The following is a 20,204-nucleotide window of genomic DNA, read 5'->3' as shown; positions in this document are numbered from 1 at the left end:
TTATGGTAGATATAGCTTTAAGAGGTGTGCATAAAAAATATGGCAACAATGACAAATATTCAGTTACAGACTTTAATTTAGAAATCAAAGATCGGGAATTCATCGTCTTCGTAGGACCTTCCGGTTGCGGGAAATCTACAACTTTGCGGATGATCGCCGGATTAGAAGATATTTCTGAAGGAGAACTGCGAATCGGCGAAGTTGTAATGAATGACGTGGCACCGAAGGATCGCGACATTGCGATGGTCTTTCAGAACTATGCCTTGTATCCTCATATGACCGTTTTTGATAATATGGCCTTTGGACTAAAATTGCGAAAATATGACAAAGAGGATATTCAAAAAAGGGTAGATAATGCTGCGGAAATTCTAGGCTTAACCGAGTACTTAGAGCGCAAACCAGCAGCCATGTCAGGTGGGCAACGTCAGCGGGTAGCACTAGGTCGGGCAATCGTACGTGATGCTAAGGTCTTCTTGATGGATGAACCCTTGTCTAACTTGGATGCAAAACTACGGGTGGCGATGCGAGCAGAAATCGCTAAGCTTCATCAGCGTCTGGAAACAACCACCATTTATGTTACCCATGATCAGACCGAAGCTATGACTATGGCTGATCGGATTGTCATTATGAAAGATGGCTTTATCCAACAAATCGGATCGCCAAAAGATGTCTACAACACACCAAGAAATGTCTTTGTTGCAGGCTTTATTGGTTCACCAGCTATGAACTTCTTTAAAGTTACGCTAAACAATGGTGTGATTCGCGACGAGCAAGGTTTAGAACTAAAGGTTCCTGAAGGCAAAAATAAAGTCTTGGTACAAAAAGGATATGAAGGCAAGGAAATTATTTTCGGTATTCGTCCAGAGGATATTCATAATGAGCAGATTGTGATAGAATCTTCACCAGGAACAACCGTTCATGCGAAAATTGAGGTTTCTGAATTATTAGGAGCTGAAATCATGCTTTATTCTAAGAGTGGCAGTACTGAATTTGTATCCAAAGTAGATGCTCGTGAAGTTTATCAACCGGGACAGAATATTCAGTTAGCGTTCAACTTGAATAAATCGCACTTTTTCGATAAAGAAACAGAAGAAGTTATTACATTACCTTAAGGGGCAAGGCGTCTATGAGTAAGTACATCGAGATCCCAAAATTAAATCCATTATTCCCTTTTCGAACATTTATTTCCTATGGCTGGGATATTACTTATCCTCATTGGCACAAGGAAATTGAGATTATTTACTGTTTGAAGGGCACAGTAAATTTAGGGGTAAATGAACAGGTGCTGCAATTAAAAGAAGGAGAGGCTTATGTTTTCTCGAGTGGGCAAGCTCACTTTTTCTTAGCATCTCCTGACAGCGAAAGAATCGTTTATCAATTTGATTTAAAGCTGTTTCACTCGATTGAAAACTTAGCAGACTCTGATCGTCCATTGTATGAGTTGTTCCGCACCATTCCCAGCTACAGCAGACTATGGCCGCAATCAGTTAAAGAAAAGATCAATGATTTATTACTGAAACTTTTTTATCAGTCATCACAAGGTGTGGAAGGTGTCCAGTACGCTTTAGCAGGGCTGCTTTATCAGCTAGTTGCTAGTTTTTACAGACTGCCTACAGTAAAAAATCCAATCGGTCAGTCACAGCAATCCTTAAAAAACAAAGAAGTAATGGACTACCTGAATGCAGTCTTTGAATATGTCGAACACCACTTTTTATCTGCAATTACTATCGTGGAGGTAGCGAATCATGTAGGGTTCAGTCCGTCCTATTTCTCTCGCTTCTTCAAAAAACATGTGGGTACCTCTTTTAGCCAGTATTTAACCGAGTATCGGATCAATGTAGCAAAGTATATTTTAGGAACTTCCCAGCTGCCAATGGTGGAAGTTGCAAGCCAGGCTGGTTTCTCCAGTGTCAAAACCTTCCACCATGTTTTTAAGTCGCAAGTGGGGGTTTCACCAAAGCAATTTCAAAAAAAGCTGAATGAATAAATGAGGTCCAGTATCTAGTTTTAGATACTGGATTTTTTGTTATCTTAATTTTGTCTAGCTGATTTTTGGTTTTTTTAGCAGGTCGCAAAAGAGCGCATAATTCGGGAACTTTTGGATCGAAAAGAAGGAAGAAAGCTAAGAGTTGGAGGATTATACTATAGGTAAATAAAGAACCTGGAGGGAATTATGACAGTGAAAATTGGAATTATCGGGTGTGGTGGAATTGCCAAAGGAAAGCATCTGCCGGCATTGAATCAGGTAGAAGAAGTAGAACTAGTGGCTTTTTGTGATGTTATTTTAGATCGAGCAGATGAGGCGAGAACAATCTTCGGTACACCAGAGGCTGAAATGTTCACAGACTATCAAAAAATGCTGGCGGAAATGGATTTGGATGTGGTCCATGTTTGTACGCCAAATGCTACACATGCAGAACTGACGATCGCTGCTTTAGAATCAGACTGTCATGTGATGTGTGAAAAACCGATGGCAAAAACTTCTGAGGAAGCCCGACGAATGATTGAAGCATCTAAAAGAACCGGTAAGAAGCTAACAATCGGCTATCAAAATCGTTTTCGAACCGATTCTCAGTATTTAAAAGAGGTTTGCCAAGAAGGTACTTTAGGAGATATCTATTTCGGTAAAGCTCATGCGATTCGTCGTCGCGCTGTTCCCACCTGGGGTGTATTCCTGGATGAAGAAGCACAGGGCGGAGGTCCACTGATTGATATTGGAACGCATGCTTTGGATTTGACCTTGTGGATGATGAACAATTACCAACCCAAATATGTGGTGGGTAAGGCTTACCATAAGTTGGCTGAAACCAAAAATGCCGCCAATGCCTGGGGACCTTGGGATCCAGAAAAGTTCAAAGTAGAGGATTCAGCCTTTGGATTTATCATGATGGAAAATGGCGCCAGCATTTTCTTAGAGTCCAGCTGGGCGTTGAACAATCTAGACGTGAAGGAAGCGAAAACGACCTTATGCGGAACTAAAGGCGGAGCAGATATGAACGATGGCCTAACCATTAATGGTGAAGACCACAGCCTGCTTTATGAGAAAAAAATCCAACTACAAACTGGTGGCGTTGATTTTTACGACGGTAAAGGCGATGATCCGGCAGTTACTGAAGCCAAATCGTGGATTACTGATATTTTGGAAGATCGGGAACCAGTCGTGAAGCCGGAGCAAGCCTTGGTCGTTACCGAAATATTAGAAGCCATTTACGAGTCTTCAAAAACTGGACAGCCAGTTTTTCTATAAAAAAAGCAGGAGGAACAAAGAATGAAATTAGGCGTTTTTACCCCATTATTTAATAATTTGAGCTTTGACGAAATGATCGAAGCGGTAGCGAAACAAGGACTGCAGGCGGTGGAAATTGGAACCGGCGGATCACCTGGTAGTGCCCATTTGGACATCGACAAGCTGTTAGCCAGCGGAGATGAACGTAAAGAATATTTGGCGAAGCTGAACGACAAAGGCTTGAGTATTTCGGCTTTAAGTTGCCACCATAATCCTATCTCGCCAGTGAAGGAAACTGCGCAGGAAGCGGACGAGCTGTTAAGAAAAACGATTAAATTGGCAAACTTGATGAACGTCGAAGTTGTGAATGGCTTTTCGGGAGTATCCGGCGGCAATCCTACCGATACCCAAGTAAACTGGCCAGTGCTGCCTTGGCCGACTGCCTATGATGAAAACTACAATTACCAGTGGGAACAAAAGCTGATTCCTTACTGGAAAGACATCAATACCGTTGCCGAAGCGGCTGGGGTCAAAATCGGGATTGAACTACATGGTGGTTTCTTGTGCCACACACCATATACTATGCTGAAGCTGCGGGAGGCTACTGGCAAGGCGATTGGCTGTAATTTAGATCCCAGTCATTTATGGTGGCAAGGAATCGATCCGGTAGCAGCAGTGAAAATTTTAGGTGCAGAAGGTGCGCTTCACCATTTCCATGCGAAAGATACCTATTTGGATCAGGACAATATTAATATGTACGGTTTGACGGATATGCAGCCGTATAACAATGTGCAAACCCGGGCCTGGACTTTCCGGACAGTCGGTTGCGGTCATGATTTGAAGGTTTGGTCAGATATTATTTCCGCGCTGCGTTTGTACGGCTACGATTATGTGCTGAGTATTGAGCATGAAGATCCTATTATGTCCATTGATGAAGGACTGATGCGGGCAGTTACTAATCTTCAAAGCATCATGATTAAGGATCAACCGGCTGATATGTGGTGGGCCTAAGGAGGAAGAAAATGAAACCAATCAATTTTGTTGTCATCGGCTTTGGCGGGATGGGCAGTTATCACGTAAACACGATCATGCCAAAGGATCAGGAACGGATTCAAGTGATCGGGACCTACGACATTTCGCCGGATCGCCAAGCGGTTTCGGCTGAAAACGGCCTTTATGCGTACCCCAGCTACCAGGCAGTGTTGGCAGATGAAAAGGTAGAGGCTGTCTTAATTGCCACACCTAATGATGTTCATAAAGAGCTGGCGATTTTAGCACTGCAAGCTGGCAAGCATGCGGTGTGCGAAAAACCTGTGACCTTAACTACCACAGAATTCGATGAGATTTTAGCGGTGGCCAAAGAAAGCGGCTGTATTTTCATGGTGCATCAAAATCGCCGTTGGGACCCGGACTTTCTGATTATTCGGGAACTTTATCAAAATCAGCAATTAGGCGAAATTTTCCAAATTGAATCGCGGGTTCAGGGAGCCAATGGGATTCCTGGCGACTGGCGCCATTTGAAGGCGCACGGCGGCGGAATGGTTTTAGACTGGGGCTTCCATTTGTTTGATCAGCTGCTGTTTTTGATTGACCAACCGATTAAGAAAGTCGTGACCGATTTGAGTTTTATTTTAGGGGATGAAGTGGATGACGGCTTCAGTTGCACCATTACCTTTGAAAATGGTCTGCGGGTGGTCGTGGAAGTAGGAACCACTAATTATGCTAAGCTGCCCCGCTGGTACGTCAAAGGAACAGAGGGCACAGCGGAAATTGACGACTGGGATTTTTCCGGGGAAATGGTGGTGGCATCTAAAAGTGAAATCTTGTCAGCACCAACACCAGTTCAAGCCGGTGTTGGCCTGACTAAAACCATGGCTCCACCTTCTGAAGAGGCGACTCTTCAGTTACCGTTTCCAGAAATTCAGGCTGAATATGTGTCCTTTTATCATAATTTTTATGATGTAGTTCACCATCAAGCGGTTCCAATTGTCAAAAATCACGAAGTTCGCCGAGTAATGGAATTAATCGATATGATTCTTTCAGAAGAGCCCGTTATGCAAGTTCAATAAAATAGGCAAAGGGTCTGTTAAACAATGCGTTCATCAGGCCCTGCTTAATTACTCTGGTACTTCACTATACGTCTCATGCAAAACAAAGTCACTATTACCACCTAAATTGTGGAGGCCGTTTAACGCATCCAGATCATTGAAGTGCCACCATTCCGAGGCCAGCGGGGTCAGTCCGCCATTGGTAATCAAATAGTGCTGCAGCAAAGCTACATTTTCGCTGTTATTGGGATTAACGACCGCACTTTGCCAAGCGGTGGGGCTGTTGGTATTCACTGGATGAGTGTAAATTGCTGACTGGGAACTTAACTCATGCATCGCTGTATGCATCGGATATTCAGTGTAGCTTTCGATGTCGGTCACCAAGTATTTTCCGACTTTTGTTTGTTTTGATGAGTCAATTTTGGCCACCGTTACATCGATGGCATAACCCACCTGATGATTCGAAACTTTGGTTGAAATAAACCAATCAATCTGCCAAGGTGAGTTTGCAATACCTGCCATAACTTCCGGTGTTGTCTGAGCCAGCTGTAGCAATTGATTGGCTACATTCAGCTGAACCGAAAGAGGACGAAAGGCTTCATAGATCACCAGCGTATTTCCGTCAGCCAAAGCGGCTTTTTGGGCGTTCATAATTTTACCTGCCATGTTGTACAGTACCGGCACGATATACTCTTCTTTATTCAGTCGTGCGTTCATATCGTGACTCTCATATAATACTTGATCAGTCACATTAGGAATCGAATGACCAGAAGAGACAAATAGGGATTTGTTGTTGTTGGTAATATTGTATTTAATAGAAGGAATAAGGTCTGGCAGATTCACAAAACAGTAATGACTGTCTATCCAGCCTGTCTGACCATCAATTTTCACATTCAGCCAGCCGTTTTCTTCCTTTATAATCGTAAATCCCGTGCCCGGCTCCAATCGCCGCAGTTCCGCGCCTTGGAAATTACTAGCTTCTCGTAGCGGTAGGTTGATGGAGGCATAACCGGTGGCCCCTTGTACCGGTAACTCATATTGGCCTTGGTAGACCTCACCAGTAACTTCTTCTTTAGATTCCGTGCTTTCTTTGGTGGAAGCAGCGGTGGATGGTTCTTCCGACGCTTGGGTTTCTTCAGTGGTTGATGTGACTGTTTCGGCAGACTTACTTGTGCTGCTGTTTTCCGTTGGTTCGTTGGTTTGGTGACAGCCGGCAAGAGTCAGTAGTAGTAAACAGATAGTAGCTAATAAAGCGATTCGTTTCATCTTTTTTCCTCATCTAATCATAATTTTCAGTAACTCCAGCAATAACAAATGTCCAGGATAGAACAAGTAAAAGCCCCATTGCAGTAATTTATTGCTTTTACCTTTTCTTCCATGATACAGGGCTAACACTGGAATTGCTAGTACAATTCCTAATTGATAAATATCTGCCGCACCATAATCCCGCAGCAGGGGAATCAAATGAAAGACTACGCCAATTACTACAAAGCTCAACATTTGTTTCTTGAAATCCCCTCGAAATAGACCAAAACCCAAAATCCAAAGTACGGATACATAATTCCAATCGGCTGGCAGAACCACCAGGCAGCAAAAAGCGACAAAAGCAACTTTAACCAGGTTGTTGGCAGGAGAATGTTTGACAAAAGTTAGGGCTAATAAACCGTTCATTAGGCCCCACAAAACACTGGTGGCACTAAATAAGGGCAGGTTAAAATAGATGACATAAGGGAAATGGGCCATCAAGGCAAAGATGAAGAGACGACGCACGTAGCGTTTGCGGTTGGAGGTGAAATATTCCCCTTCTGCTACAAAGTAACACATGATCGGTGCACTCAGTCGGCCAAGCACTCGCAGAACCATCCAGACCGGCTGGTCGGTTGTGAGAAAGACACTGGCGAAGTGGTCCAAAAACATCGCGACAATCGCTAAATATTTTAAAAAGTTGGATGAAAGATCGAATTTATTGGTAAGTACTTGTTCCATTTGGCAATGCTCCTTAATAATTAATGGTAAAACTCTTAGGTATGAGCACTTGACCACGTTGTAAGAGTCATTTTATGATTCAAATGTGTTCAAAATATGTTGGAAAATATAGAGAATTTGAAAGTTTTTTCGTAAGTAAAGATTAAGATGAGTATATATAAAGATTAAAAAAAGGAAAGAATACTGCTTGAAACAGCAGAATCTTTCCTTTTTGCTAATTATTTTTTTCGTGACTCAGCTGAAATTCCTGCAGGGTTTTGACCCTAGTTAACAGATAGTTAGCGGCAATGCCAATGACAATTCCTGACAAAATACCTAGAAACGAAAGGATCGGTAAGTATAGCATTACTGACCAAGATTGGGCAATAAATGAAGCTACCAATAGCTGTCCCACGTTGTGTAAAAAGCCGCCGGTGGCACTGATGCCGATGATGCTGACTCGCTGCGGTCCTAGTTTTTTCACGAGTATCATCCCTAGATAACTGAGCAACGCACCGCTCATACTGTAAAGAAAAGTAGAAATCGTTCCTCCCAGTAAGGTCGTCAGCAGCAATCGCAACCATATTAATAGGAAGCTTTCGCGTTTGCGCAGGGTGAAAAGGGAAATCACAGTGATTAAATTAGCTAAGCCCAGCTTGGCACCAGGTGCGAAGGCAAAGGGATAAGGAATCATGTTTTCCAATAAGCCAATCGTTACGCCTTGGGCTACTAGTAAAGCAATAAACAAATATTTTCGTGTGTTGCCCATTCCAGGCACCTCCTTAGACAACTTCAATCACCATTTTATGGGGCAGGCAGACAATCGTGTCGCCAGTTTCCTCAATCCAACCTCGCCGCACGCAGACTTGATCGCGACAGCTGGCTTCTTTGACCCGAATCCGCTCGCCGGAAATTTCGATCAGGTTATAATCGCCATCAGGATCTTCATAAGTATAGGTGTAGGAATCCGGGCCTTCAACCAAGTCAAAGCGTTCGATTTCTTCGCCGTCAACCCGTAAAACGGCTTGAGTTCGTTGCGCTAAATTAGTTTTCTGATAAACAGAAAAGATCACCAAAGGCAACAAGGAAAACAGCACCAGCAGTCCGATGATGATCCCGTCCCAAGGTTTCCATAAACTGTCCGTGAAAAATTTTTTGATTTTTATGATAGTCAAACTCCTTTTTCAATTTGAAAGATTCTCTCTTACTTATTCTTCGCTAACGGTGTGAGGGTTCTGTGAACATTCCCCTAAAGAGTTGCGAGAATTAGCAAATTCTGTGTTTTTTCTTCTATAAATAATGTATCATAATTAGACAGGAAAAAGAAAATAGGTGAACAAAATGAGAAAAATATATATGAGTTTGATGCTGGGAGTGCTGCTGTTGGCAGGTTGTGCCGGTGGTGAGAATAGCGGGTTGCGGGAAGAACCGTATTCCCAGGAAAGCTTTTCGTTAGGGACATATATTCGGATTCGGGTGTATGATGAGGATCAAGAGACGGCCTTACAGCCAGCCTTTGACCGGATCGAGGAGCTGGAGGACAAGCTGACCATTAACGATGAAGCCGGTGCTTCGAAAATCGATCAAATCAACCAACAAGCTGGAATCGAACCGGTAGCAGTGACTGAAGACGTGTATACTCTATTAAAAGAAGCGGCCAATTATAGTGAAGAATCTGACGGCGGCTTTAACTATGTGATCGGCTCGATTACTCAGCTGTGGCGGATTGGCTATGATGACGCCCGCAAGCCGGAGCAAAGTGAAATTGATGTGGCCTTAAAGCATGTGGATTATACCAAAGTCCAGTTTTCCGATGAAGATCAGACAGTCTTTCTGCCGGAAGCTGGCATGATGATTGATCTGGGGGCGATTGCTAAAGGATATATTACCGATGAAGTAGTGGCAACTTTGAAAGAGCAAGGTGTGACCTCGGCGATTATTGATTTAGGTGGAAATATTTACGTGATGGGAGAAAATCCTAACCGTGACAATCAGCGCTGGAGTGTCGGGATTCAAGATCCGAATCAAGCGCGGGGCGTAACGATTGGCACGATTGAAACCACCAACCAGACGATTGTGACCTCGGGAATTTACGAACGTAATTTAACAGTAGGCGATGAAACCTTCCATCATATTTTTGATTCGACTACTGGCTATCCTTACAAAAACGATATTGCTGGGGTGTCGATTATTACTGATCAATCGATTGATGGGGATGCCTTGTCTACTTTGGTTTACAGTAAGGGGATCAAAGCAGGGCTGGAGTATATTGAAAATATGGCAGATAATGGAACCGAAGCAGTCTTTGTCAGTAAAGATGGCAAGGTGTATGTTTCTGAAGGGTTAGTGGATGAATTTAAATTGAATGAAGGCTCCGGTTATACCTTAGGGGATCGGGAGGATCTATAGTAAAAAGGCGCTGCCGAGAAATTTCGGCAACGCCCTTTTTATTTGCAAGGAATTTCAAACCAGAAACTAGTCTGTCCGTTTTGTGAATCGGCACCGTAAGTCATCTGATGGGCAGTTAGAATGGTACTGACAATGGCTAGGCCAATGCCAGTGCCTTCTTTGTGCCCGCCTTGGTGCTGCACCCGCTGGTATCTTTCCCAAATTTCCTGCATTTGATCTTCGGGGATATCCTCGCCAGGGTTGATCACGGAAACTTTGATCCGATCCGACAGCTTGTCGATGTCCACCGTGATGGTTTCGCCGCTTTTGGTATGATTGATGGCATTGTTAAGTAAATTCCGCAATACCTGACTCATCTTCATCACGTCGATTTCCAACGGGATATCCTTGCTGAAACTGTGAAAATCCAGCGAAATATTGTATTGATAGCCGACGCCTTGGGCATACTCCACCGATGTTTCGACTAGACCGTAAAGATTGAAGGTTTCCAGATGCAAGTCAGAATAGCCAGCCTGCATAATGGAATAGTCCATGATGTCATCCACCATCTCGCTTAAACGATGGGCTTCTCGGATAATCAAATTCATATTATTGTTTCTCAGTTCTTCATTGTTGCCGGTGACATCTCTCACCATTTCGCCATAGCCGGTAATCAGGGCCAAAGGTGTTCGTAATTCGTGGGAGACATTGGCAATGACTTCTTTTCTTAATACTTCCACTCGTTGCAACTCTTCACCTAGTTCACTCACCGATTCTGATAGCTGACCTAGTTCATCTTGACGTTTGACATTCGGCTTCGAGGTCAACAACCCTTTGGTTAAATCAATAACGGTATTTTTAATTTGGATAATCGGAGTAGAAAAATGCTTCGACAACACAAAGGAGACAATCGAAGCTACTAGCGTCAGCAGCAAACTAAAAATCAACAGCTGGTGGCGATTCAACCGCTGCAGCGCCTCAGTCTGGGTAATGTTGTTATACATCAGTAAAGCCACCGGCTGACCTTGGTACTGGGTAGGTACGCCAATTACAATTGCGGAGTTTTTAGGGAATTTCTCCACCGTTTTAAGCTCTTGTCCTTCAATGACGGCACCTGACTCAGCCGTTAACCAATCGTAATGATTTTCCAAGGATGAAGGCTCCAGCTCTTGTCCGTTGTTGTAAACATACAGGACTTCGCCACTTTCATCAGTCAAAAAAACTAAGCCAATAATCGTTTTGCTTAAAAATTTCAATGGATTTTCACTGCTGTTGGGATCGATTTGGCTGATCTCCCGTAATTCTTCGGCATTTTCCTCCACTCGAGCATAGGAGTCTTCCATGGTAGCCTCAATATAATTAGGCTCAAAAAGTAAAATTTGCATCACCCAAAGAAAGATAATGGCAATCACCACTAAGAGCATGTTCGCCAGCCACAATTTCACCAGCAGCTTGCTTTTAAGGAAGTTCTTGAGTGATTTTATTTTCGTCGTATTCAAATTTGTAGCCGACCCCCCAAACTGTGGTAATCAAATCACGGTATTTCCCTAAACGATCTCTAAGGGATTTAATGTGGGTGTCCACTGTGCGAGTATCGCCGTAATAATTGTAACCCCAAACATGCTTCAAAATCGTTTCCCGATCTAAGCAAATCTGATCATTTTTTGCTAAATAAATCAGCAGATCAAATTCCTTCGGCGTCAAAACCAAAGGCGTGCCATCAATCGTTACTGCATGGGATTTTTCTTTGATCTCTAGTCCACCGAAAATATTCGGGCTGTCTTCTGACTGACCACTACGTTTTAAAACCGCTTTAATTCGTGCCATTAATTCTTTGGGGCTGAAGGGCTTGGGCACATAGTCGTCAGCTCCTAGGTTAAAGCCCAGCAGCTTGTCGTATTCTTCTTTGCGTGCCGACAGCATGATCACGGGACATTCAGTAAATTTGCGAATTTCTGCTAAGGTTTCAAAGCCATCTCTGCCTGGCATCATGACATCCAAGACAATAATGTCAAAGTTGGTTTGTTCGACTTGGCTGACTGCCTGGTCGTAATTTTCTGCTTCTAAACAATGGTAGCCTTCTAATTCGGCGTAGGTTTTTACCAGCGCTCGTAGATGAACATCGTCATCAATGATTAATATGTTTTTCATTTTCTTGCACCTGCCTAATATGTAGGAATCTTTCTTGACCTTAGTATAGCACAGCTTCCAAAGGCTTTTTCGCCATCTAAAACGAATTTTCCGAACTTTGTAAGAACCCTCACACTTCTCTCACAAGTTGTTTTTATGATAAGAGTGCAGCAAGGAAAATAAGTGCCTTAGTGGGAAAACGAGAGAAAATAATAAGAGAAGAAACGGAGCAAAAAGAGATGAAAAAGATTTTAAAAACGATATTGCTGATTTTAGTAGCCACCGGATTAACAGCCTGCGGCAACGACACTGACAGTGAGGATGCTTCAGGAAATAGTTCAAGCGGTGGGACCACAGACGTGGAAATCGGCGAAAATGTGTTAGTGGCTTACTTTACTGAACCAGAAGAAACTGGAACTGACGCCTTGGCTGGTGCCAGTCGAGTAGTAGAAGAGGGAGAAGTTGTCGGAAATACGCAATTCTTGGCCCAAATCATTAGTGAAGAAACTGGCGCAGAGCTATTCCAAATCGACACAGTTCAAGAATATCCGGCTGACCATGACGAATTGGTGGACCAGGGGGATCAAGAACAATCTGAAGATGCCCGGCCGGAACTAGCGGCAGAAATCGAAAATCTGGATGACTATGATACGATCTTTGTCGGTTACCCAAATTGGTTCAGCGACCTGCCGATGCCAATGTATACTTTCTTTGAATCCCATGACTTTGCCGACAAAACGATTATTCCGTTTTCAACCCATGGCGGCAGCAGATTATCGGGAACCATTGAAACGATTGAAGAGTTGCAACCGGACGCCAAGGTTTACGATGACGCATTATCTATCTCTCGCAGTGAAGTAGCTGGTTCCAGACAAACGATCATCGACTGGGTAAATGGAATCTAAATAAAAAAATTCAAAAAAACTTTGCCTTAATGTGGACTCTAGGGAGTAAAATGGATATGTGAGTAAGGTGAGGGTTGATGAAGTTAATAGTCATTTTACAGCTTACTTTGCAGGATGTTCAAATAAAGGAGTGAAAAAAATGAAAGTAGTGTTGATTAATGGTAGCCCAAGAAAGCGTGGTTGTACGTACACGGGGTTAAAAATTATTCAAGAGCGTTTAAGCGAGAATCAAGTGGACAGTGAAATTATTCATGTTGGGAACAAACCGATTATCGGCTGTACCGCCTGTCAAAAGTGCCAAAAATTGGGAAAATGTTTTTATTCTGATGATCTAGTTAACGAGGCAGCCGACAAAATTAGAGAAGCAGACGGCGTAATTTTGGGTTCAGCGGTGCATTATGCTTCAGTGACCGGTGCTGCGTCATCCTTCTTCGATCGGTTGTTTTACAGTATGCCGGGTGAAGATTTGCGGCTGAAGTTTGGTGCCAGTGTTGTCAGCTGTCGCCGGGCGGGAGCCAGTACCGCTTTTGATCAGCTGAACAAGTATTTTACCATCCGACAAATGCCGGTGGTTTCTTCCAACTACTGGAATCAAATTCACGGAAATTCACCAACAGAGGTATACCAGGATGAAGAAGGAGTTCAAACCTTGCAGGTTTTAGCAGATAATATGGCCTATTTGATCAAGTGCTGCCATGCTTCTAATGTACCGGTTCCTCAAAATCAAACAAAAGCTTTCACGAATTTTATTCGCTGATTATTAAAAAGTGTCAGTGATATTCTGCTTCACAAAGCTGTTGGGTTTTGTGAAGCCTTTCTGATTACATAAATTGTTTATTAAGGAGGAAATTGTTTGAAGGAGATAGGAAAACTTACCATGATCACTTTAGCCCTTATTTTTACTTTAGAATCACCCCGCCTGTTTATCCATGAGCCGCAAGTTTACACGGAACAAGCGACGCAGGAGCAGGCCATCCCAGTTCAAACCAGTGAGCCGGAACCACTTCCTAGCCAAATTCGCTTAGACGTTCCTCTGGAAAATCAATTTGCCGGCGAAGCGTTAGGAAATGGCTGTGAAGTCACGGCTCTGTCGATGCTTTTGCAGTATCATGGGGTGGATACAAATAAAAATAAATTAGCCGATCAACTGGATTATGTTCCGCTGATCACTGAAAATGGCAAATATGGTAATCCCCACGAAGGGTTCGTCGGAAATATTTACGAAGGACGGGAGACGATGGGTGTTGCTGTTGAGCCTATAGCAAGATTAGCTCAGGAGACAGTCGGTAATCGCTTCGGTGTATCCGTTGGTTCAAAAGGCAATTTTGATGAGCTGATGTCGGTTGTTGCGGCAGGAACGCCAGTATGGATTGTGACCACGATTGATTTTGAGGTGCCTACCGATAAAGATTTCCGACCTTGGGAAATGGATGAGAGTACCACGATGGTCTCACCATTAATTCATGCCGCTGTGATTACCGGCTTTGAAACAGAGAAGATGGTGTACCTTAATGACCCTAGCGGTACAAAGGATCGGCCGGTGGAATGGGACAAAATGGAAACCATCTTCAACAAAATGGGTGGGCAGTTTGTTTACTTAAGCGATATTAGCCAAGCGTAATTTTTGGGCAAATTGTCAAACCAATGTTTATGATACCCGGCTTCACAAATCAGCTTAGTGGCGATAAAACTGAGTTAGTTTGTGAAGCCCTTCTTACTACAATGGAGGCGAAAGTGCATGTGGAATAAAGCTTCTTGGGTACTAGTTGGCGTTCTGTGTCTGGCTATAGTATTCTTGCTTCATTCACGGAGGGGACCGAATCCGTCAATGACAAATTCTCCAGGTGAAGTTACTCATCAAAGCGATAAAAATCGGCTGTTAACTGTAAATGACCGGGTTGGTGACATGACCGATCATCCGGCTTTTGACGGTTTTGGTAATTTACTGCTGCCGCAGGACAGTCGGACAGTGGATGTTGACCTGCCCTTGTCTAAAATAGATCAGCTGATGCCTTATCATAGTCAGATCGATCCAGAAAATTCGGTGGCTGCGGTGAATCATTTAATTGAAGACGCACAAAACGACCAAACAATTTTTTATTCGATTTATACGGAGGAAGAGCTAGCAAAAAATCCCCAGAAACGCAATACTGGGCTATTCTATTATCGAGGAGAAGCTGATGCCCCATATGCAGTCATTGCACCAGGGGGCGGTTTTTCCTATGTCGGCTCGCTCCATGAAGGTTTCCCATATGCTAGGGATATCAGTCAAGCTGGGTATAATGCCTTTGTGTTGAAATACGAGGTGGGTCACGAACGGATTGCCACCGAAGATTTGGCACAAGCGATTTCTTTTATTGAAGATCATGCCGACGAACTGGCGGTTTCTACCGAGGATTACTCCTTGTGGGGTAGCTCAGCCGGGGCGCGAATGGTTGCCAATATCGGCACGAATGGTGTTGCCGCATATGGCGGCGACGCCCGCGAAGATCCAGCAACGATCGTGACTGCTTATACCGGACATCGTAATTACAGCGAAGAGGACACACCGACATTCGCAGTAGTTAGTGAAGACGACCCGATTGCCAGTGCCGACACCATGCGTACCCGGATTCAGAACCTGCAGGATAGCGGTGTCGATGCTGAGATCGTGACCTTTCATCGAGTTGGCCACGGCTTTGGCTTGGGGATCGGTACTGAAGCAGAAAACTGGGAAGATCGGGCGCTGGTCTTTTGGCAAAATCACATAGAATCATAGAAAAGCGGAGAAATCTGCTTTTTTTGTTGCCTTGACGTTAAGGTTAAGGTGTAGAGTGGTAGCAAGAAAACTTGAAAGGGGACTTTTATTGAGAAAACTAGGAATACTGTTTTATTTGCTTATTTTGAGTGGCTGCAGCGCTACCACCTGGACAGTGAATCAGGAAAGTAGCCAGCCAAGGGAAGAAAACAGTACCCTTCAAACGACGACAGCTAGTCAAAATTTAGCCGTCGCTTCCAGCACTATTATTGAAACTGCAACAAGTCAAACATCTGAAAGCGAGGAAATTACGATGAATCATTTAATTATTACAGTAGGGAATCAAACATTTAATGGAACGATTACCGAGGGCGCAACTGGGGAGGCGTTTAAAGCCATGCTGCCGATGACGATTAGCATGGACGAGTTAAACGGCAATGAAAAGTATTATTATCTTCCGGGAAGCCTGCCAACTAATAGTCAACGAGTTGGTACAATTAGAAACGGCGACCTTATGCTGTACGGAGCCAGCTGTCTAGTTTTGTTTTACAAGGATTTTCCGACCACTTATTCCTATAGCCGGATTGCTAGCATGGAAGATACTACTGGCTTGGCCCAGGCGGTAGGCCGCAGAGGAGTTGAGGTGACCTTTGAATTAGTTGAATAAGCGGAGCGTTTTTATTTATATAATAGGAAGAAAAAACTTTTCTTAAGAATTTCTTGACCGCCAGTTTTGCTACAAAGATCACTAGTTAAAGGGCTGAATCGCTGCAAGATCATCAAACATAAATTGTTTTGCGAAGACTTGTATTTTTTATCACAGAACACTCACAAATTCCTTCTAGTATTGAGATATATAGATACAGCTATCAGAAGCAACTTTCTCGATCTGTTCAATAAAATTTGGAGATACCGTTACCATTTTTGTGTTTAGAAAGTAGGAGAACGAGCTAGATGGATCAGAAAATATTGGATTCTTTCGTGGCATGCGTGGAACAGGGAAGCCCCCAGTCCGCTGCCAAAAAGCTAAACTTAAGCGAAGCAGAACTAATCGAATATCTATCAACTTTAGAAAAACAATTGAATATCCAAGTGTTTGAAAACAAGCAATTTGTCTTGACCGTAGCCGGAGCGGAGTTGTTTGCTGAGGCGAAGGAAATTCTATCTTTATTCCGCTATTCCTTCAACCAAACTCGACAAACAGAATTGTCGGTGGCTACGATGGACAGCCACGTCCTGCCGCAGTTGTTAAAAGTGAAAAGAAAAATGATGGAAGAAACGACACTTCAGACGATCCACTTTGTACAGGAAAACCAGCAGACAATTTTAGAGCTTTTGGACCAGCAGCTGATTGATTTTGGGTTGATTAGCGGCCCCTTTGACCGGGACAAATTCAACAGCTACCAGTTTCCGTCTACAGATCGTTGGGGGATTCTGCTACCTGAAAAGGGTCATCCCAATGTGTTATCAGTGGACGAGCTGAGGGAAAAGCCTTTGCTGGTGCCTAAAAAAGAGCAGCTGTCACCAGAACTACATCAGGAAATTGTTGAACGTTTAGCGGCTTTTCGCATAGCAGCGGTCTACGAATCATTAGTAGATGCTCTTTATTTGATCGAAGCGGAAATGGGCTATGGGGTCGTCAATGATTACTTAGTTGGAGAAGGCTATCAATTTATTCCTTTTAGTCCCCCGGTAGAAGCAAATGTCTATTTAGTGTGGAAAAAAGAGCAACCGCTGCCCCACTACAGTCGGATGTTTTTGGCTGAAGTACGAATGCTGGAGCTGAAAAATCAAATTCCTTCTTGACTTAAAGTGAAGGTTAAGGTCTATACTTGCCCTAAGATCAAGTCACAAGGAGGAAAGCATGGAAAATTTCGATCAACTAACCAATCGGTTTCAAACGAATTCCTACAAGTGGGAGGTATCCGAAGGCGAGCTGCCGATGTGGGTGGCAGATATGGATTTTCAAACAGCGCCAGCTATTATCGAGGCTATCAAAAAGCGCACGGACCATAGAATCTTCGGCTACAATTCGATACCGTCTGAATTCAATCAGTCAATTGCTAGCTGGTGGAGCCGTCGCCATGGCGTAAACCTGAAGGAAGACTGGATCATGTTTTGTACTGGGGTGGTTCCCGCGATCTCCTCGATTGTCCGCAAGCTGACCAAGGTAGGCGATAATGTGGTAATTTTATCGCCGGTTTACAATATTTTCTATAATTCCATCGTTAATAATCATCGGACCGTTCTGTCCAGCGATCTGGTTTATGAAACCGGTGAATACGGGATTGATTTTGCTGATCTGGAAGCCAAGCTGGCGGATGAGAATACATCACTAATGATTTTTTGCAACCCTCATAACCCGATTGGTAAAATCTGGAATGCCGCTACTTTGGAAAAGGTCGGTCAGCTGTGCTTGGAGCATGGGGTCGTGATTATTAGTGACGAAATTCATTGTGACCTGACTTTTCCTGGTGAAAGCTACACACCTTTTTATGCGGTTTCTGAGGAAGTTGTCAATAATGTCATCATGTGCTGTGCACCAACTAAGGCTTTCAACATTGCCGGTCTGCAAACAGCGGCGATTGTGGTGAAAAATGAAAAGCTGCGAAAGCTGGTGAATCGTGGTATTAATACCGATGAGGTGGCAGAGCCTAACAGTTTTGCGGTCCAAGCGGCGATTGCAGCTTTCACAGAAGGCGAAGCGTGGCTGGAGGAATTAAATCAGTACTTGTACCTCAATCGGCAATACATTGAGGGCTTTATCGCCGAATATTTACCGGAAATTACCTTGGTAACAAGTAAAGCTACCTACTTAGCTTGGCTAAATTGTTCCCTGCTGACCGAGGATGCCGAAACCTTGTGCCAATTTATCCGAGAGAAAACTGGTTTGTACTTAACGGCTGGAGCAATTTTCGGGGAAAACGCTCGAGGATTCATCCGCCTGAATTATGCTACAAACTTTTCCCGGGTAGAAGACGGCATGCTGCGTTTATTGTCTGGTGTTCAACAATTCAAAAAGGAATTCGCTTGACTTGGAGTTAACTCCATGGCGTAGACTTATAGTCAAAGACAGAGGAAGGTCTAAAGTAAAGTGCCAGACTTCCTTAAATTTTAGCGAAAAGATTGGAGTACATTATTATGAGAGTCGCAACATTTATTGAACCAGGGAAAATGGAAGTACACGAGGCACCAAAACCGGTGATCGAAAAAGATACCGATGCAATCATCAAAATTGTTCGGGCCTGTGTTTGCGGATCGGACCTGTGGTGGTATCGGGGGATTTCTAAGCGGGCACTAAACAGTCATGCTGGTCATGAGGCAATCGGGATTGTGGAAGAAGTAGGAGCAGCGGTGACTGACATTCAATCAGGTGACTTTGTGATTGTTCCATTTACTCACGGTTGCGGCGAATGTGCAGCCTGTAAGGCAGGCTTTGATGGAAATTGCCTCAATGTGGAGTCAGGGGGAAATGCTGGTTATCAAGGAGAATACCTGCGTTTTACTAATGCTAATTGGGCCTTGGTTAAAGTTCCTGGACAGCCTTCGGATTATTCTGAAGAAACACTCAATTCACTGTTGACCTTGGCAGATGTTATGGCCACCGGTTATCATGCAGCGAAAACAGCGGAAGTAGCAGATGGCTCAACTGTCGTGGTTATTGGTGATGGCGCTGTTGGATTGTGCGGTGTGATTGGTGCTAAGTTATTGGGGGCAAAACGCATTATTTTGATGAGTCGTTATAAGGACCGTCAAGATATAGCCTTGGAATTCGGCGCAACGGATATCATCGAAGAACGTGGCGATGAAGCGATTGTTAAAGTGTTGGAACTGACCAACAATGCGGGAGCAGATGCTGTGTTGGAATGTGTTGGGACCGAAATGTCGGTAGAGACAGCGACTAAAATTTGTCGTCCAGGTGCAATTATTGGACGTGTGGGTGTGCCACAAAAAGCTGAAATGAATACAAGTTCCCTTTTCTGGAAGAATATTGGTTTGCGTGGCGGAGTTGCTTCAGTAACTACTTACGACAAAGAGGTTCTGCTAGATGCGGTTATCAACGGTGAGATTTCCCCAGGAAAAGTGTTTACCAAACAATTTGCTTTGGATGATATCCAGGCAGCTTATGAAGCGATGGATAAACGGGAAGCCATCAAATCATTGGTGATTATCAGCGAAGTAGACTAATTTTGGGGAATGATTCCTACATCCTAGTGGGAAATCGGTGGACAGTTCGGTTTAAGTCTGACCAGCATGGGATTCTTCATTAGGATTTTACTTACTTACCAAGCCTTCAAAAAGTAGTGAAAGGCGAAAAAAGATGCTATAGTATAGCTAGAAAGAGTTCGAGGTGAGAGCATGAATATATCAGAAGCAGCAAGAATAATGGGCGTTACCCCAGTCACTTTGCGTTACTATGAACGCGTGGGATTGATCCCGCCAGTTACGAGAAAAAATGGCGGTGTCCGCGATTTCCAGCGGGAGGATTTAAACTGGATCGAATTTATCAAATGTATGCGCAGCTCCGGTCTTTCTGTAGAGTCGCTGATTGAATATACCAGTCTGTACCAGCAAGGCGATGCTACCTTGGGCGAACGCAAACGCTTATTGGAGGAAGAACGCAAACAACTGGCTGCTAAATATGAAGAAATTGGTGCTACCTTGAAACGCTTGGACAGTAAAATTGAAGATTATGAAAACGGCACACTGCAAGAAGCAGAGGATCGTCTGCCAGATTGGACAGCTATAGATGCGATGGATTAATTCATCGCTTCTTTTTTTGGCAAAAAATGCAACCCTTTTCC

At 43.7% G+C, this 20,204-nt stretch carries 21 protein-coding genes; 15 read left to right on the top strand and 6 right to left on the bottom strand.

Features of this window, described 5'->3' with window-relative positions:
* Window positions 1–2 precede the first annotated feature (2 nt).
* From IGI42_RS03215 to IGI42_RS03195, 5 genes are all read left to right on the top strand, one after another.
* Window positions 3–1,112 carry an ABC transporter ATP-binding protein gene (locus IGI42_RS03215; protein ID WP_438714238.1) on the top strand — a complete coding sequence of 370 codons (1,110 nt, stop codon included), beginning with the start codon at window positions 3–5 and terminating at the stop codon, window positions 1,110–1,112.
* A gap of 14 nt (window positions 1,113–1,126) precedes the next feature.
* Complete coding sequence (locus tag IGI42_RS03210; protein ID WP_438714236.1) at window positions 1,127–1,987, top strand: AraC family transcriptional regulator; 861 nt, start codon at window positions 1,127–1,129, stop codon at window positions 1,985–1,987.
* Between the two features lie 186 nt (window positions 1,988–2,173).
* Window positions 2,174–3,247, top strand: coding sequence for a Gfo/Idh/MocA family protein (locus IGI42_RS03205; protein WP_438714234.1), 1,074 nt, complete (start codon window positions 2,174–2,176; stop codon window positions 3,245–3,247).
* A 21-nt stretch (window positions 3,248–3,268) separates the two neighbouring features.
* Window positions 3,269–4,237 (top strand): sugar phosphate isomerase/epimerase family protein, encoded by a 969-nt coding sequence (locus IGI42_RS03200; protein WP_438714233.1) that lies wholly within the window; start codon window positions 3,269–3,271, stop codon window positions 4,235–4,237.
* A gap of 11 nt (window positions 4,238–4,248) precedes the next feature.
* Window positions 4,249–5,295: a Gfo/Idh/MocA family protein gene (locus tag IGI42_RS03195; protein ID WP_438714231.1), complete on the top strand. Its 1,047-nt coding sequence runs from the start codon at window positions 4,249–4,251 to the stop codon at window positions 5,293–5,295.
* Between the two features lie 48 nt (window positions 5,296–5,343).
* Here IGI42_RS03195 and IGI42_RS03190 read toward each other — a convergent pair whose 3' ends face one another.
* The 4 genes from IGI42_RS03190 to IGI42_RS03175 all read right to left on the bottom strand — a co-directional run bounded on the left by IGI42_RS03190 (window position 5,344) and on the right by IGI42_RS03175 (window position 8,405).
* A complete protein-coding gene (locus IGI42_RS03190; RefSeq protein ID WP_438714229.1) occupies window positions 5,344–6,540 on the bottom strand; it encodes an SH3 domain-containing protein in 1,197 nt (398 codons plus the stop codon).
* Window positions 6,541–6,549: 9 nt separating this feature from the next.
* A complete protein-coding gene (locus IGI42_RS03185) occupies window positions 6,550–7,260 on the bottom strand; it encodes a TraX family protein (protein WP_438714227.1) in 711 nt (236 codons plus the stop codon).
* A 214-nt stretch (window positions 7,261–7,474) separates the two neighbouring features.
* Window positions 7,475–8,008 (bottom strand): Gx transporter family protein, encoded by a 534-nt coding sequence (locus IGI42_RS03180; protein ID WP_438714226.1) that lies wholly within the window; start codon window positions 8,006–8,008, stop codon window positions 7,475–7,477.
* 13 nt (window positions 8,009–8,021) lie between these two features.
* Window positions 8,022–8,405, bottom strand: a complete 384-nt coding sequence (locus IGI42_RS03175) for a NusG domain II-containing protein (RefSeq protein WP_438717004.1) — start codon at window positions 8,403–8,405, stop codon at window positions 8,022–8,024.
* Between the two features lie 175 nt (window positions 8,406–8,580).
* Here IGI42_RS03175 and IGI42_RS03170 point away from each other — a divergent pair, with 175 nt between their 5' ends.
* Window positions 8,581–9,648 carry an FAD:protein FMN transferase gene (locus tag IGI42_RS03170; RefSeq protein WP_438714225.1) on the top strand — a complete coding sequence of 356 codons (1,068 nt, stop codon included), beginning with the start codon at window positions 8,581–8,583 and terminating at the stop codon, window positions 9,646–9,648.
* A gap of 38 nt (window positions 9,649–9,686) precedes the next feature.
* Here IGI42_RS03170 and IGI42_RS03165 read toward each other — a convergent pair whose 3' ends face one another.
* Together IGI42_RS03165 and IGI42_RS03160 are read right to left on the bottom strand one after the other, a co-directional pair.
* Window positions 9,687–11,126 (bottom strand): ATP-binding protein, encoded by a 1,440-nt coding sequence (locus IGI42_RS03165; protein ID WP_438714224.1) that lies wholly within the window; start codon window positions 11,124–11,126, stop codon window positions 9,687–9,689.
* Complete coding sequence (locus IGI42_RS03160; RefSeq protein WP_438714222.1) at window positions 11,086–11,778, bottom strand: response regulator transcription factor; 693 nt, start codon at window positions 11,776–11,778, stop codon at window positions 11,086–11,088. Before IGI42_RS03160 ends, IGI42_RS03165 begins: the two co-directional genes overlap by 41 nt.
* 218 nt (window positions 11,779–11,996) lie before the next feature.
* Here IGI42_RS03160 and IGI42_RS03155 point away from each other — a divergent pair, with 218 nt between their 5' ends.
* The 9 genes from IGI42_RS03155 to IGI42_RS03115 all read left to right on the top strand — a co-directional run bounded on the left by IGI42_RS03155 (window position 11,997) and on the right by IGI42_RS03115 (window position 20,163).
* Window positions 11,997–12,662, top strand: coding sequence for a flavodoxin (locus tag IGI42_RS03155; protein WP_438714220.1), 666 nt, complete (start codon window positions 11,997–11,999; stop codon window positions 12,660–12,662).
* Between the two features lie 139 nt (window positions 12,663–12,801).
* A complete protein-coding gene (locus IGI42_RS03150; RefSeq protein ID WP_438714218.1) occupies window positions 12,802–13,419 on the top strand; it encodes a flavodoxin family protein in 618 nt (205 codons plus the stop codon).
* Between the two features lie 96 nt (window positions 13,420–13,515).
* Complete coding sequence (locus tag IGI42_RS03145; RefSeq protein WP_438714216.1) at window positions 13,516–14,283, top strand: C39 family peptidase; 768 nt, start codon at window positions 13,516–13,518, stop codon at window positions 14,281–14,283.
* Window positions 14,284–14,400: 117 nt separating this feature from the next.
* Window positions 14,401–15,420, top strand: a complete 1,020-nt coding sequence (locus tag IGI42_RS03140) for an alpha/beta hydrolase (RefSeq protein WP_438714214.1) — start codon at window positions 14,401–14,403, stop codon at window positions 15,418–15,420.
* 88 nt (window positions 15,421–15,508) lie between these two features.
* Window positions 15,509–16,066: a cyclophilin-like fold protein gene (locus IGI42_RS03135; RefSeq protein ID WP_438714213.1), complete on the top strand. Its 558-nt coding sequence runs from the start codon at window positions 15,509–15,511 to the stop codon at window positions 16,064–16,066.
* Between the two features lie 287 nt (window positions 16,067–16,353).
* Window positions 16,354–17,205, top strand: coding sequence for a LysR substrate-binding domain-containing protein (locus IGI42_RS03130; RefSeq protein WP_438714211.1), 852 nt, complete (start codon window positions 16,354–16,356; stop codon window positions 17,203–17,205).
* A 58-nt stretch (window positions 17,206–17,263) separates the two neighbouring features.
* Window positions 17,264–18,433 carry a MalY/PatB family protein gene (locus IGI42_RS03125; RefSeq protein WP_438714210.1) on the top strand — a complete coding sequence of 390 codons (1,170 nt, stop codon included), beginning with the start codon at window positions 17,264–17,266 and terminating at the stop codon, window positions 18,431–18,433.
* 107 nt (window positions 18,434–18,540) lie between these two features.
* On the top strand, window positions 18,541–19,587 hold the full coding sequence (locus IGI42_RS03120; protein WP_438714209.1) for a zinc-dependent alcohol dehydrogenase family protein: 1,047 nt from the start codon (window positions 18,541–18,543) through the stop codon (window positions 19,585–19,587).
* 171 nt (window positions 19,588–19,758) lie between these two features.
* Complete coding sequence (locus IGI42_RS03115) at window positions 19,759–20,163, top strand: MerR family transcriptional regulator (protein WP_438714208.1); 405 nt, start codon at window positions 19,759–19,761, stop codon at window positions 20,161–20,163.
* The last annotated feature ends 41 nt before the right edge of the window (window positions 20,164–20,204 follow it).

The organism is Enterococcus sp. AZ109, from assembly GCF_051714625.1.
Taxonomy (GTDB): Bacteria; Bacillota; Bacilli; order Lactobacillales; family Enterococcaceae; genus Enterococcus_A.
The sequence above is the reverse complement of the archived record's forward strand: the minus strand, read 5'-3'. Positions and strand labels throughout refer to the sequence as shown.

Excerpts from the sequence above, each read along its gene's own strand:
- IGI42_RS03210 (WP_438714236.1), top strand. The coding sequence starts at position 1,127 with ATGAGTAAGTACATCGAGATCCCAAAATTAAATCCATTATTCCCTTTT.
- IGI42_RS03185 (WP_438714227.1), bottom strand. The coding sequence starts at position 7,260 with ATGGAACAAGTACTTACCAATAAATTCGATCTTTCATCCAACTTTTTA.
- IGI42_RS03120 (WP_438714209.1), top strand. The coding sequence starts at position 18,541 with ATGAGAGTCGCAACATTTATTGAACCAGGGAAAATGGAAGTACACGAG.
- IGI42_RS03160 (WP_438714222.1), bottom strand. The coding sequence starts at position 11,778 with ATGAAAAACATATTAATCATTGATGACGATGTTCATCTACGAGCGCTG.
- IGI42_RS03215 (WP_438714238.1), top strand. The coding sequence starts at position 3 with ATGGTAGATATAGCTTTAAGAGGTGTGCATAAAAAATATGGCAACAAT.
- IGI42_RS03125 (WP_438714210.1), top strand. The coding sequence starts at position 17,264 with ATGGAAAATTTCGATCAACTAACCAATCGGTTTCAAACGAATTCCTAC.
- IGI42_RS03150 (WP_438714218.1), top strand. The coding sequence starts at position 12,802 with ATGAAAGTAGTGTTGATTAATGGTAGCCCAAGAAAGCGTGGTTGTACG.
- IGI42_RS03205 (WP_438714234.1), top strand. The coding sequence starts at position 2,174 with ATGACAGTGAAAATTGGAATTATCGGGTGTGGTGGAATTGCCAAAGGA.
- IGI42_RS03180 (WP_438714226.1), bottom strand. The coding sequence starts at position 8,008 with ATGGGCAACACACGAAAATATTTGTTTATTGCTTTACTAGTAGCCCAA.
- IGI42_RS03155 (WP_438714220.1), top strand. The coding sequence starts at position 11,997 with ATGAAAAAGATTTTAAAAACGATATTGCTGATTTTAGTAGCCACCGGA.
- IGI42_RS03170 (WP_438714225.1), top strand. The coding sequence starts at position 8,581 with ATGAGAAAAATATATATGAGTTTGATGCTGGGAGTGCTGCTGTTGGCA.
- IGI42_RS03130 (WP_438714211.1), top strand. The coding sequence starts at position 16,354 with ATGGATCAGAAAATATTGGATTCTTTCGTGGCATGCGTGGAACAGGGA.
- IGI42_RS03115 (WP_438714208.1), top strand. The coding sequence starts at position 19,759 with ATGAATATATCAGAAGCAGCAAGAATAATGGGCGTTACCCCAGTCACT.
- IGI42_RS03200 (WP_438714233.1), top strand. The coding sequence starts at position 3,269 with ATGAAATTAGGCGTTTTTACCCCATTATTTAATAATTTGAGCTTTGAC.
- IGI42_RS03140 (WP_438714214.1), top strand. The coding sequence starts at position 14,401 with ATGTGGAATAAAGCTTCTTGGGTACTAGTTGGCGTTCTGTGTCTGGCT.
- IGI42_RS03190 (WP_438714229.1), bottom strand. The coding sequence starts at position 6,540 with ATGAAACGAATCGCTTTATTAGCTACTATCTGTTTACTACTACTGACT.
- IGI42_RS03195 (WP_438714231.1), top strand. The coding sequence starts at position 4,249 with ATGAAACCAATCAATTTTGTTGTCATCGGCTTTGGCGGGATGGGCAGT.